This window comes from Pelomonas margarita, from assembly GCF_043555875.1.
In the GTDB taxonomy this organism is placed as follows: Bacteria; Pseudomonadota; Gammaproteobacteria; order Burkholderiales; family Burkholderiaceae_C; genus Pelomonas; species Pelomonas margarita.
In genome coordinates this window covers 1-13,294 of record NZ_JBIGHW010000017.1, presented here as the reverse complement: position 1 = coordinate 13,294, position 13,294 = coordinate 1, and the positions used below count along the sequence as shown (strand labels likewise).

12 protein-coding genes are annotated in these 13,294 nt (G+C 68.5%); 8 read left to right on the top strand and 4 right to left on the bottom strand.

What is annotated here, in order from left to right; genetic code table 11:
* Positions 1-119: 119 nt before the first annotated feature.
* The 8 genes from ACG0Z3_RS21055 (at position 120) to rfbC (ending at position 8,905) form a co-directional block, all read left to right on the top strand.
* Positions 120-1,508, top strand: coding sequence for an undecaprenyl-phosphate glucose phosphotransferase (locus ACG0Z3_RS21055; RefSeq protein ID WP_394401427.1), 1,389 nt, complete (start codon positions 120-122; stop codon positions 1,506-1,508).
* Complete coding sequence (locus ACG0Z3_RS21050; RefSeq protein WP_394401424.1) at positions 1,498-2,754, top strand: hypothetical protein; 1,257 nt, start codon at positions 1,498-1,500, stop codon at positions 2,752-2,754. The genes ACG0Z3_RS21055 and ACG0Z3_RS21050 overlap by 11 nt, the downstream gene beginning before the upstream one ends.
* Positions 2,755-2,763: 9 nt before the next feature.
* The gene (gene galE / locus ACG0Z3_RS21045; RefSeq protein WP_394401421.1) at positions 2,764-3,777 is read left to right on the top strand and encodes a UDP-glucose 4-epimerase GalE; all 1,014 of its coding nucleotides are present in this window, start codon (positions 2,764-2,766) and stop codon (positions 3,775-3,777) included.
* A 14-nt stretch (positions 3,778-3,791) separates the two neighbouring features.
* A complete protein-coding gene (locus ACG0Z3_RS21040) occupies positions 3,792-5,237 on the top strand; it encodes a mannose-1-phosphate guanylyltransferase/mannose-6-phosphate isomerase (protein ID WP_394401418.1) in 1,446 nt (481 codons plus the stop codon).
* Between the two features lies 1 nt (position 5,238).
* Positions 5,239-6,297 (top strand): dTDP-glucose 4,6-dehydratase, encoded by a 1,059-nt coding sequence (rfbB, locus tag ACG0Z3_RS21035; RefSeq protein WP_394401416.1) that lies wholly within the window; start codon positions 5,239-5,241, stop codon positions 6,295-6,297.
* 96 nt (positions 6,298-6,393) lie between these two features.
* Entirely contained in the window at positions 6,394-7,275 is an 882-nt protein-coding gene (rfbD, locus tag ACG0Z3_RS21030; RefSeq protein ID WP_394401414.1) for a dTDP-4-dehydrorhamnose reductase, read from the top strand.
* Between the two features lie 24 nt (positions 7,276-7,299).
* Positions 7,300-8,184, top strand: a complete 885-nt coding sequence (gene rfbA / locus ACG0Z3_RS21025; RefSeq protein ID WP_394401412.1) for a glucose-1-phosphate thymidylyltransferase RfbA — start codon at positions 7,300-7,302, stop codon at positions 8,182-8,184.
* 169 nt (positions 8,185-8,353) lie between these two features.
* A complete protein-coding gene (gene rfbC / locus ACG0Z3_RS21020; protein WP_394401535.1) occupies positions 8,354-8,905 on the top strand; it encodes a dTDP-4-dehydrorhamnose 3,5-epimerase in 552 nt (183 codons plus the stop codon).
* 491 nt (positions 8,906-9,396) lie between these two features.
* Here rfbC and ACG0Z3_RS21015 read toward each other — a convergent pair whose 3' ends face one another.
* The 4 genes from ACG0Z3_RS21015 to ACG0Z3_RS21000 form a co-directional block, all read right to left on the bottom strand.
* Positions 9,397-10,728 (bottom strand): type II toxin-antitoxin system HipA family toxin, encoded by a 1,332-nt coding sequence (locus ACG0Z3_RS21015; RefSeq protein ID WP_394401409.1) that lies wholly within the window; start codon positions 10,726-10,728, stop codon positions 9,397-9,399.
* 2 nt (positions 10,729-10,730) lie between these two features.
* Entirely contained in the window at positions 10,731-11,012 is a 282-nt protein-coding gene (locus tag ACG0Z3_RS21010; RefSeq protein ID WP_394401406.1) for a helix-turn-helix domain-containing protein, read from the bottom strand.
* A gap of 851 nt (positions 11,013-11,863) precedes the next feature.
* The gene (locus ACG0Z3_RS21005; protein WP_394401403.1) at positions 11,864-12,967 is read right to left on the bottom strand and encodes a nucleotidyltransferase family protein; all 1,104 of its coding nucleotides are present in this window, start codon (positions 12,965-12,967) and stop codon (positions 11,864-11,866) included.
* 67 nt (positions 12,968-13,034) lie between these two features.
* Positions 13,035-13,294 (bottom strand): UDP binding domain-containing protein (locus tag ACG0Z3_RS21000; RefSeq protein WP_394401400.1); only part of this gene is annotated, 260 nt, incomplete at its 5' end.

Genomic DNA, 13,294 nt, shown 5'->3' with positions numbered 1-13,294 from the left:
TTGTAGGCAGCGGACCCTGAACAGGGGACGGCCCTGGAACGGTTGTCAAAATTGTTAGGGGAGAATCCCGGATCGCTTTTTGCAAGCCCCTAGTCACGTCAGACCAACACCGGAACACGATGTTCGAGGACAGAAGCTACAAGAGAACGTTCTACAGCGCCCCGCAATCGGTTGAGTCGCTGGTGGCCGCCTTTCTTGAGCCGGGCATCATCGTGTTGACGTTCCTGCTCGTGAACGGCCACTTCGACGAGCCGGTGCTGCGCCCCACCCTCACGCTGTGTCTGCTGGTGTTCGCGCTGACCTTCCCGGGCCGCAACCGCTTCAACGACCACCCGGCCAGCGCCATCGTGGATGTGGTGTCGTCGTGGCTGGTGCTGCTGGGCATCCTGCTGCTGTGCGGCTACGCGACCAACAGCCTGCATTACTTCGAGACCGAGGTGCTGGCCTGGTGGGCGGCGCTCACGCCGCCCTTGCAGATCGTCGCCATCGAGGTCGGCCGGCGCGTGCAGCGCTGGCGCGGCAGCGACCCGTCCGCGCGGCGCACCGCCGTCATCGTCGGTGCGGGCCCGCTGGGCCACAAGGTGGCGCGGGCGCTGCGTGACTCGCAGGGCGTTGTCTGCCTGGGCTACTTTGACGACCGCAACCGCGATCGCCTGCACCCCGACGCCGGCGGCGAGCTGCTGGGGCCGCTGAACCGGCTCAGCGAATTCGTCCGCGAGAAAGGCGTGCGCGAGGTCTACATCACGCTGCCGCTGGGCTCGCAGCCACGCATCGTGGAGCTGCTGGAGCAGGTGCAGGGCACCACGGCCTCGCTGTTCTTCGTGCCCGACGTGTTCGGCATCAGCATCATCCAGGGCCGGCTGCAGGACATGAACGGCGTGCCCGTCGTCGGCATCTGCGAAACCCCGTTCACCGGCACCAACCGGCTGGTCAAGCGCATCAGCGACATCCTGCTGGCGTCCGTCATCCTGGTGCTGATCTCGCCCATCCTGCTGGCGCTGGCCATTGGCGTGAAGCTCAGTTCGCCCGGGCCCGTCATCTTCAAACAGCGCCGCAACGGCCTGGATGGCGAGGAAATCATCGTCTACAAGTTCCGCTCCATGCGCACGCAGGACAACGGCGCCGTCGTCAAGCAGGCCACCAAGGGCGACTCCCGCATCACGCGATTCGGCGCCTTCATCCGCAAGACCTCGCTGGACGAACTGCCGCAGTTCATCAACGTGTTGCAGGGCCGCATGAGCATCGTGGGCCCGCGCCCGCACGCCGTGGCCCACAACGAGGAATACCGCAAGCTCATCAAGGCCTACATGGTGCGCCACAAGGTCAAGCCGGGCATCACCGGCTGGGCCCAGGTGAACGGGCTGCGGGGCGAGACCGACACCATCGACAAGATGGTGGCCCGCGTCGAATACGACCTGGAATACCTGCGCAACTGGTCGCTGGCACTGGACCTGCAGATCATCCTGCGCACCGTGCGGCTGGTGGTGTTTGATCGACATGCCTACTGAACCTCTTCGCGCCCTGCGCCGGGCACGCCCGGCCCGCCTCGTCCTCGCAGCAGCCCTGGCGGCCGCGCTGCCGGGCGCCCATGCCCAGACCGACGACGCCGTCCCGTTCTACGCGGGCGGCTCGCTGGGCGTGTCGCACCTGTCCAATGTCTACCGCCAGGCCAACGCCCCCAACAGCGACACGGTGATGAGCGCCGGCCTGCTGGGCGGCCTCGACACGCGGCTGGGCCGCCAGCACCTGACGCTGGACGGCGCGCTGCAAAACAACCGCTACAGCGACAACCGCGAGCTGAACTACCGCTCGCACAGCCTGCGCGGCGCACTGAACTGGGAGACCGTGGGCAACCTGTCGGGCACGCTGAGCGCCAAGTCCGACCGCTCCATGGCCGACTTCAACCGCGGCGACGGCACGACGCAGATCTTCAAGAAGAACATCGAGAGCAACGACGAATACCAGGCCCTGGCCCGCCTGGGCGTCGGCACGCGCTACTCGCTGGAGGCCGGCCTCACGCAGCGCCAGCGCGACTTCAGCGCCGAGGAATACAGCCGCTACGTCTACCGCCAGAACGCCGGCTCGCTGGGCGCCTACGCGACGCCGGCCGGCAACGTGCGGCTGGGCCTGGTGGGGCGGCGCACCAAGGGCCACAACCCGCATTACCCGACCGGCCAGTTCGCGCTGGATCCGACCACGCTGCGGCCCGTGGCCGTCACCGCGCGCAACGACTACACGCGCGACGACATCGATTTCACGACCCGCTGGGCGCTCGGCGGCCGCAGCAGCCTGAACACCCGCATCAGCCGCAGCAAGACCAGCAACAGCCTGGACCAGCTGCGCGATTTCAGCGGCACCACCGGCTCCGTGGGCCTGGCCTGGCAACCCACGGCCAAGCTGCAGCTCAACCTGCAGTACGCGCGCGATACCGGCCAGGAGAGCACCGTCCGCACCGGTGACCTGAACCGCGTCTACACCAGCTGGCAGCTCGGCGGCAGCTACGCGCTGACCGCCAAGCTCAGCCTCAGCGCCCGGGCCAGCAACAACAGCTCGCGGCGCAGCAGCGATTCGGGCGCTGCCATCGTCGACACGCTGGACGACACCAAGGCCTACAACCTCGGCCTGCGCTGGGCTTTCTCGCGCAGCTTCAACCTGAGCTGCCAGGCAGACCATGTCGCGCGCGACAGCAGCGTGGCGGAATACATCTTCAGCGCCAACAGCTACGGCTGCACCGGCCAGGCCATCTTCTACTGACTCCACCCCATGACGACCGTCCTGCTCACCGGCGCCGCCGGCTACATCGCCTCGCACACCTGGCTGGCCCTGCAGGCGGCGGGCTACCGTGTCGTCGGCGTGGACAACTTCGCCAACAGCTCGCCGCGCGTGCTGGAGCGCCTGGCCGAGCTGGCGCCGGCCGCCATCGAGTTCGAGCAGGCCGACGTCTGCGACCCCGCGCAGATGGACGCCGTCTTCGCGCGCCACCGCCCGGCCGCCGTCGTGCACTTCGCGGCCTTCAAGGCCGTGGGTGAGTCGGTCAGCCAGCCGCTGGCCTACTACCGCAACAACATCGGCGGCCTGGTCAACACCTGCGACGTCATGAAGCGCCACGGCTGCATGCGCATCGTGTTCAGCTCCAGCGCCACCGTGTACGGCTCGCCGGACCAACTGCCACTGCGCGAGGACGCACCGACCTCCGCCACCAACCCCTACGGCGCCACAAAGCTGATGGGCGAGCAGATCCTGCGCGACCTGGGCGCGGCCGAGCCGGCCTGGCAGACCGCCAGCCTGCGCTACTTCAACCCCGTCGGCGCGCATGAAAGCGGCCGCATCGGCGAAGACCCGCGCGGCACGCCCAACAACCTGATGCCCTACGTGGCCCAGGTGGCCGTGGGCCGGCGCGCGGCGCTGTCGGTGTTCGGCAACGACTACCCCACGCCCGACGGCACCGGCGTGCGCGACTACATCCACGTCACCGACCTGGCCGAGGGCCATGTCGCCGCACTGCGCCGGCTGCTGGGCCAGCCCGGCTCGCTGACCGTCAACCTCGGCACCGGCCAGGGCTACAGCGTGCTGGACCTGGTGCGCGCCTACGAGGCCGCCAGCGGCCGCCCGGTGCCCTACGAGATCGTCGCGCGTCGCCCCGGCGACGTGGCGGCCTGCTGGGCCGACCCGGCACTGGCTCGCGAGTTGCTTGGCTGGGAGGCCAAGCTGGACCTGGCTCGCATGTGTGCCGACAGCTGGCGCTGGCAGCACGACAACCCCCAGGGCTTCAACTGATCCGAGAACTCAACATGTCGACCTCCAAGACCCCCGTTCTGCCCGTCATCATGGCCGGCGGCTCCGGCACCCGGCTGTGGCCGCTGTCGCGCGCCGGCTATCCCAAGCAATTCCTCGTGCTGTCGGGCAACGAGAGCCTGTTCCAGCTGGCCGCGCGCCGGCTGGCGGCACTGGCCGCGCCGGACCTTGAACTGGCCCCGCCCTGCATCGTCGGCAATGACGAGCATCGCTTCCTCGTACTGGACCAACTGCGCGAAACCCGCCAGGAGCCCGGCAGCGTGCTGCTGGAGCCGCTGGGCCGCAACACCGCCCCGGCGCTGACGCTGGCGGCACTCGCCGCGCTGGAAGGCGGGCAGGACCCCGTGCTCGTCGTCACCCCGGCCGACCAGACCGTCACCGACGGCGCCGCCTTCACGGCCGCGCTGCAGCAGGCCGTGCGCATCGCCGCCGAAGGCGCCATCACCATCCTCGGCATCACGCCTGACCGGCCCGAGACCGGCTACGGCTACATCCGCACCACCGCCGACACCGGCGGCCTGGCTGTGGCGCAGTTCGTTGAGAAGCCCGACCTCGCCACCGCCGAGAAGTACCTCGCCGAAGGCGGCTATTACTGGAACAGCGGCATGTTCGTGCTGCGCGCCAGCGTCTGGATGACCGCGCTGGAGCGCTTCCGCCCCGACATCGCCGAAGCCACCCGTGCGGCCTGGGCGGCGCGCAAGACCGACGGCAAGTTCGTGCGCCCGGGCAAGGCCGAGTTCGCCGCCGTGCCCAGCGAGTCCGTCGACTACGCCGTCATGGAGCGTTGCCCTGGCACGGACATCCCGCTGCGCATGGTCGCGCTGGACGCCGGCTGGAACGACCTCGGCGCCTGGGAAGCCGTCTGGCAAGTCGCCGAAAAGGACGAGGCCGGCAACGCCTTCGTCGGCGACGCGCTGATCGCCGACAGCCAGAACACGCTGGTGCACGCCACCAGCCGCCTGGTGGGCGTCGTGGGCCTGAAGGACATCGTCGTCGTCGAGACGGCCGACGCCGTGCTGGTCAGCGACCGCGCCCGCAGCCAGGAGGTCAAGCAGATCGTCAACCGCCTGGGCGCCGAGCAGCGCGGCGAGCAATCGCTGCACCGCAAGGTGCACCGCCCCTGGGGCTGGTACGACAGCATCGACAACGGCCCGCGCCACCAGGTCAAGCGCATCATGGTCAAGCCCGGCGCCTCGCTGAGCCTGCAGATGCACCACCACCGCGCCGAGCACTGGATCGTCGTCAGCGGCACCGCCGAGATCGTCAACGGTGACAAGACCATCCTGCTGACCGAGAACCAGTCCACCTACATCCCGCTGGGCCAGACCCACCGCCTGGCCAACCCGGGCAAGGTGCCGCTGGAAATCATCGAAGTCCAGTCCGGCTCCTATCTGGGCGAGGACGACATCGTCCGTTTTGAAGACACCTACGGCAGGGCCTGACATGACCATCCTCGTCACCGGCGGTGCCGGCTTCATCGGCAGCAACTTCGTGCTCGACTGGCTGCGCCAGTCCGACGAACCCGTCGTCAACCTCGACGTGCTGACCTACGCCGGCAACCTCGAAAACCTCAGCAGCCTGGACGGCGACGCGCGCCACACCTTCGTCAAGGGCGACATCTGCGACCGCGCCCTCATCGACAGCCTGCTGGCGACGCACCAGCCCCGCGCCATCGTGCACTTCGCAGCAGAAAGCCACGTCGACCGCTCCATCAGCGGCCCCGGCGCCTTCATGCGCACCAACGTCGACGGCACCTTCACGCTGCTGGAAGCCGCGCGTGCGTACTGGGGCGCGCTGGAAGGCGAGGCCAAGGCCGCCTTCCGCTTCCACCACGTCTCCACCGACGAGGTCTACGGCTCGCTCAAGCCCAGCGACCCGCCCTTCGCCGAGACCAACGCCTACGAGCCCAACAGCCCCTACAGCGCCAGCAAGGCCGCCAGCGACCACCTCGTGCGCGCCTGGCACCACACCTACGGCCTGCCGGTGGTCACCACCAACTGCTCCAACAACTACGGCCCCTATCACTTCCCCGAGAAGCTGATCCCGCTGATGATCGTCAACGCGCTGGCCGGCAAGCCGCTGCCCGTGTACGGCGACGGCCAGCAGATCCGCGACTGGCTGTACGTCACCGACCACTGCAGCGGCATCCGCGCCGTGCTGGCCGGCGGCACGCTGGGCGAGACCTACAACATCGGCGGCTGGAACGAGAAGGCCAACATCGACATCGTCAAGACGGTGTGCGCGCTGCTGGACGAACTGCGCCCCTCGGCCGAAGGCCCCTACGCCCGCCTGATCACCTACGTGAAGGACCGCCCGGGCCACGACCGCCGCTACGCCATCGACGCGCGCAAGATCGAGCGCGAGCTGGGCTGGCGCCCGGCCGAGACCTTCGAGACCGGCATCCGCAAGACGGTGCAGTGGTACCTCGACCACCCCGAGTGGGTCGCCCGCGTGCAGAGCGGCGCCTACAAGGATTGGGTCTCCAAGCAATACGCCGCGTAGGGCGGGTCATGACCCGCCGTTTGTCGGCAAGACACCCGCCTCCTCGGCGGCGGGTCGCGACCCGCCCTACAGCCCCGAACCCCCACGACTGACACGATGAAGATTCTTTTGCTCGGCAAGAGCGGCCAGGTCGGCTGGGAGCTGCAACGCTCGCTGGCCGTGGCTGGCGAGGTGGTGGCGCTGGGCCACGGTGACGGTGGCGACTTCACGCAGCCCGATGCTCTGCTGGCGCGCGTGCAGGCCATCGAGCCGCAGGTGATCGTCAACGCCGCCGCCCACACCGCCGTCGACAAGGCCGAGAGCGAGCCCGAGCTCGCCCGCCAGATCAACACCACCACGCCCGCGCTGCTGGCCATCGAGGCCAGGCGCCTGGGCGCGCTGCTGCTGCACTACTCCACCGACTACGTGTTCGACGGCAGCGGCCAGCACGCCCGCGACGAAGACGCCCCCACGGCGCCGCTCAGCGTCTACGGCCACACCAAGGTCGAGGGCGAGGAAGCCATCCGCGCCAGCGGCTGCCAGCACCTCATCCTGCGCACCAGCTGGGTCTACGCCGCGCGCGGCGGCAACTTCGCCAAGACCATGCTGCGCCTGGCCGCCGAGCGCGATCAGCTCAAGGTCATCGCCGACCAGATCGGCGCCCCCACCGGCGCCGACCTGCTGGCCGACCTCAGCGTGCACATGCTGCGCGCCGCGCGCGTGAACCCGGCCCTCTCGGGCACCTACCACGCCGTGGCCGGCGGCGAGGCCAGCTGGCACGAGTACGCCCGCTTCGTCATCGAGTTCGCACGCACGCAGGGCAAGATCATCAAGGTCGCGCCGGACCAGGTCCTGCCCATCCCCACCAGCGACTACCCCACGCCGGCCGCGCGCCCGCTGAACTCGCGCCTGTCCACCGCCAAGCTGCAGCAGCGCTTCGGCCTGCAACTGCCGCACTGGCAACAGGGCGTGCAGCGCATGCTCACTGAAATCCTCTGATCTGGAACCGCAGGGAGTGCATCCATGAAAAACCGCAAAGGCATCATCCTCGCCGGGGGCTCCGGCACCCGGCTGCACCCGGCCACGCTGGCCATCAGCAAGCAGCTGCTGCCGGTCTACGACAAGCCCATGATCTATTACCCGCTCAGCACGCTGATGCTGGCGGGCATCCGCGACATCCTCATCATCAGCACGCCGCAGGACACGCCGCGCTTCGAGGCGCTGCTGGGTGACGGCGCCCGCTGGGGCCTGAACATCAGCTACTGCGTGCAGCCCAGCCCGGACGGCCTGGCCCAGGCCTTCATCCTGGGCCGCGACTTCGTCGACGGCGCCCCCAGCGCACTGGTGCTGGGCGACAACATCTTCTACGGCCACGACTTCGCCGGCCTGCTGAGCAACGCCACCAGCCAGGGCACCGGCGCCAGCGTCTTCGCCTACCACGTGCACGACCCCGAGCGCTACGGCGTCGTCGAGTTCGATGCCGACAAGCGCGCGCTGTCCATCGAAGAAAAGCCCAAGGCCCCCAAGAGCAACTACGCCGTCACGGGCCTGTACTTCTACGACGAGCAGGTGTGCGACATCGCCGCCGCCATCAAGCCCAGCCCGCGGGGCGAGCTGGAGATCACCGACGTCAATGCCGAGTACCTGAAGCGCGGCCAGCTCAACGTCGAGATCATGGGCCGGGGCTATGCCTGGCTGGACACCGGCACGCACGACAGCCTGATGGAAGCCGGCCAGTTCATCGCCACGCTGGAAAAGCGCCAGGGCCTGAAGGTGGCCTGCCCCGAGGAAATCGCGTTCCGCTCGGGCTGGATCGACGCCGCCCAGCTGGAAGTGCTGGCCAAGCCGCTGGCCAAGAACGGCTACGGCCAGTACCTGCAGAAGCTGCTGGTCGAGAAGGCGTTCTGAGCATGAGGCCGTCGTGCACCGCCAGCGGCGGCAGGCATGGCGCCACCCAACGGCGGGTCATGACCCGCCCTACAACCCACGCCGTAGGGCGGGTCGCGACCCGCCAGCCCGGTCGGCATGCGGCCAACAATCGGCGGGTCATGACCCGCCCTACCCGCTGATGAACCTGCTGCAAGTCACCCCCACAGCCCTGCCCGAGGTCTGCATCGTCGAGCCCAAGGTCTTCGGCGATGCCCGCGGCTTCTTCACCGAAAGCTGGAACGAAGCGCGCTTCAACGCAGCCCTCGGCCACGACGTGCATTTCGTGCAGGACAACCACTCCCGCTCCTCACGCGGCGTGCTGCGCGGCCTGCACTACCAGCTCGACCCGCACCCCCAGGGCAAGCTGGTGCGCTGCACCTCGGGCGCGGTGTTCGACGTGGCGGTGGACGTGCGCCGCTCCAGCCCCAACTTCGGCCGCTGGGTGGGCGTGGAGCTGACGGCAGACAACCACCGCCAGCTGTGGATTCCGCCGGGCTTTGCACACGGCTTCGTCGTCATCAGCGAGACCGCCGACTTCCTCTACAAGACCAGCGGCCGCTACGCCCCCGAGTGCGAGGGCGCCGTGCGTTGGGACGATCCCGCCATCGGCATTCAATGGCCGCTGGACGGCATCACGCCGCAGCTGTCGGCCAAGGATGTAGCTGCGCCACTGCTGGCCGACGCCAAGACCTTCGATTGACAACCCCGTAGGGCGGGTCGCGACCCGCCGGCCCGGTTGGCATGTGGCCACCGAGCGGCGGGTCATGACCCGCCCTACGCCAACGCCAACGGGTGGGTTGCGACCCGCCGGCTCGGTCGGCATGTGGCCATCGAACGGCGGGTCATGACCCGCCCTACACCGGACCCATGCCGTAGGGCGGGTCGGCATGCGGTCATCGGACGGCGGGGCATGGCATGACCCGCCGTACAACCGAACCATGCCGTAGGGCGGGTCGCGACCCGCCGGCTCGGTTGGCATGTGGCCACCAAACGGCGGGTCTTGACCCGCCCATGCTGGGCCCCCACGGCTCAGAGGTTGAGAGTTCTTCGGCCGTGCCAGAAAGGCGCGTCAAAACGCCCTCGAACTAGGCGCAAAGCGCAGCCATAGCTCGGGCTATGGCGAGCATTTGCAACGACGGGCGAGGGCGTTTTGGCGTGCAAGGCGGGCATGGGTGAAAGACTCTCAACCTCTCAGGCCCCTGCGCTGGCAAGCAATGTGGCCGTGCGCCGCAGGCCCGCAAAAATGGAAGTCGCGACCGCCTCCGGGTAGCCGGCCGGCAGTCGGGCCGTGACGGCCGTGATCGCTCGCTCAAGGTCCTTCAGCACCTCTTCGATCACGTCCTCCGCACTTTCTCGCTGGAAGAACTTGGCAGCCGTCGCGTTGAAGTGGCGACGCTGGATGTCCTTGAAGTGGTAGTGCCGATTCTTGCTCTGCAGCGCCATCGCGAGCTTGGCCCGGTGCCAGGAGAACTGGCTTGCGCCATTTCCTTCAACAGGCCAGATGGACATCACGTCGTAGAGCGGTGTGAGCGCGTAGCGGCCGCGCGGCAAGATGCGCAGACTGAAGTTCTTGGCGTGACCGTCTGGGGCGGCCAACATCCAGAACAGCAGCTGCGCCTTGAGAAAGTTCGTGAGGTCGGCTTGCGCGTTCACGGAACCCGCAAGAACACCGGCGATGTCTGCGATGCCGGGCCCGCCATCGGCTTCGTACTTGCGGTGAGGCGCCATGCCACTGACTTGGCAGAAATCTTCCTGGGGAAGGCGCAGCAGCCAGGAGCCTGAGGAATGCATCTGCCGGTCGAATCGCTCGACGCTGAGAACCTTCTGCCCACCGAACTGAAGCATCTCGGTCTTGGCCGTCGGCAGCCCGAGCTCTCGCATCAGCTCCATGCAGAGCCACTCGTTCTCCACCGACGTGCCGAAGTCCGCCTTGCGCGCTCCCACCAGCCCGATGGGCAGCTTCAGGATGTGCGTGGTGGGCGTGGAGCCGCGAGGACGCTTCCACTGGCCGTCATGCCACAACAACGCCGTCTTCTCTTGCGCGCCCGCAAGCGAGATTCGAAAGTCGTCATCTTCGCCGCCCACGTGCTCGCCTGCCCCCGCGGCCGCCAGCAGCAGCGCCTCCACCTCAGCATCGCTGAGCGACGCGCCCTCGAGGGTTGTGACGTTGACCGGCGACTCGTCGGCGCCGAGCAGTTGAACGGCGCCCACGCAATCACGCCCGATGGCCGCGAGCAGGTCAAACGCTTCCAGCGTGTCAGTTTTGAAGCGGGTGGCCAAGCGCCTTCGGATGGACTCGCTGTCCGGCAGCAGGTTGTCGAAGTAGTGGTTGACCACGGCGCCTCGCAAGGCTTGCCCGCCCGTGAAGGGCATGGACAGCGACAGCGGTCGACCGGCGTCTGAGGCCATCCAGCCCGGGTCGTAGGCGAAAGCCATGTCGCCCCGGGCAGGGATGGTCCAGGTGCCCACCCGTTCGCCGTTGGCCCAGACAGATAGCGCCCTGGCGTGTGTCGGACGTCCCACGCCTACCACTCCACCTTGCCAACGGGCGGCACGTCCACATGCCCCTCGCCATCAGCCGCTGGCAGGCCGCCCCGAGCCTGCACCTGCAGCTCCATGCCCAGCACGGACATGACCGCAAAGAGCTGGTCCACCCGCATGCAGCCCGGGTCGGTCTCCAGCTCTGACACGCGGTTCTGGCTCAGGCCAAGTTTCGCGGCCAGCTGCTTCTGGCTGAGCTTGGCGCTCTTGCGCGCGGCTCGAAGGACAAGACCGACCTGGCTGGGAACGGAGAGGACTTGATTCATGGGCGGAGGCAGTGCGGCAGGCATATCGCCAAAGCCGATATTCGCACAATATCGCCATGGGCGATAAGCACCGAATATCGCCTATCGCGATGCAGACGGCTCGGGCGGCATGTGGCCATCGAACGGCGGGGCATCACCCGCCCGCCGCCAACGCCAACGGGTGGGTTGCAACCCGCCGGCCCGGGCGGCATGTGGCCACCGTGCGGCGGGTCATGACCCGCCCTACGCCAACCCCGTAGGGCGGGTCGCGACCCGCCGGCCCGGTTGGCATGTGGCCATCGAACGGCGGGGCATCACCCGCCCGCCGCCAACCCCAACGGCGTGGGTTGCAACCCGCCGGCTCGGGCGGCATGTGGCCATCGAACGGCGGGGCATCACCCGCCCGCCGCCAACCCCAACGGGTGGGTCGCAACCCGCCGGCTCGGGCGGCATGTGGCTATCGAACGGCGGGGCATCACCCGCCCGCCGCCAACCCCGTAGGGCGGGTCGCGACCCGCCGGCCCGGTGGCATGTGGCCACCGTGCGGCGGGGCATCACCCGCCCGCCGCCAACGCCAACGGGCGGGTTGCAACCCGCCGGCCCGGGCGGCATGTGGCCACCGAACGGCGGGGCATCACCCGCCCGCCGCCAACGCCACCGGGCGGGTCGCAACCCGCCGGCCCGGTTGGCATGTGGCCATCGAACGGCGGGGCATCACCCGCCCGCCGCCAACCCCGTAGGGTGGGTTGCAACCCGCCGGCCCGGTAGGCATGTGGCCACCGAGCGGCGGGTCATGACCCGCCCGACAACCGAACCCATGCCGTTGGGCGGGACATCACCCGCCCAACGCCAGCAAATCAGGCCTCAACCCGTCAAGCCCTGGCGTCGCCCCAGCGCAGCGGCGTCAGCTCGTCGCCCACATAGGTCGTGTGCCCGCTGCGGTCCACGCAGTACTGCGGCGAGATGATCATCTCGCGCACCGCCTGGCCTTCGCCGATGCGCGTGTGCTCGATCAGCACCGACCGCTCCACCACCGCGCCGCTGCGCAGGTGCGAGCCGTGGCCGATCCACGTCGGGCCCACCACGCGGGCGCCCGGCTCGATGCGCACGTTGGAGCCGATGTACACCGGCCCTTCGATCTGCACCTTGTCCCAGTCCACCGACGTGTTCAGCCCCACCCACACCTGCGGGCGCACCTCGCGGCCCGGGATGTCCATCTGCGCCACGCCACCGGCCATCACCTGCTGCGTGACCGACCAGTAATCCGTCACCCGGCCAATGTCGATCCAGTTGAACGGCCGGCTCTGCGCAAAAAACGGCAGGCCCTTCTCCACCAGCAGCGGGAACAGCTGGCTGCCGATGTCGAACTCCACGCCCGGCGGGATCAGGTCCAGCACCGCCGGCTCAAAGATGTAGATGCCCGTGGACGCCAGCGTGCTCCTGGCCTCTTCCGGCTTGGGCTTCTCCTGGAAGGACGTGACACGCCCGTCCGCATCAGCCACCACGATGCCGTAGTTCTTGGTCTGCTCGCGCGGCACGTCCAGCGTCACCACGCTGGCAATCGCGCCCTTGGCCTTGTGCTCGGCCACGGCGGCCGTGATGTCCAGGTCGATGACGGCGTCACCGCAGATCACGATGAAGGTCTCGTCGAAGAAACCGCCGAAGTCCTGGATCTTGCGCATGCCGCCGGCCGAACCCACCGGCTTGCACACCACCTCGCCCTGCTCGCGCACGCCCTCGTACGAGTAGCCCAGCTCCACGCCCCAGCGCCGGCCCGCGCCGAAGTAGTTCTCGATCTTCCAGTGCATGAAGGCCACGTTGACCATGATCTGCTTCACGTCGTGGCGAGCCAGGTGCTCCACCAGGTACTCCATCACCGGCTTGCCCAGGATGGGCACCATCGGCTTGGGGGTGTGCTTGGTCAGCGGCCGCACACGCGTGCCCTGGCCCGCTGCCAGGATCATTGCCTTGGTCATCAGTCTCTCCCTCTCTCTTGAATTCAACACAGCCCGCAGCAAGCAAGCTGCAGGCCAGCAGTTGCGCTTAAACCGACAGCCCGCGGCCAATGCCGCGGTACTCGATGCCCAGCGTCTTCATCAGCGCCGGGTCGTACAGGTTGCGACCGTCCAGCACCACCGGCTGCTTCAGCGCCGCTTTGATCGCGTCGAAGTCCGGTGTGCGGAACTCCTTCCACTCCGTCACGATCAGCAGCGCGTCCGCGCCCTGCAGCGCCGCGTCGGCGCGCTCCACCAGCGTCACGTCGTCGCGCGGGCCCAGCACCCGCGCCGTCTCGGGCATGGACA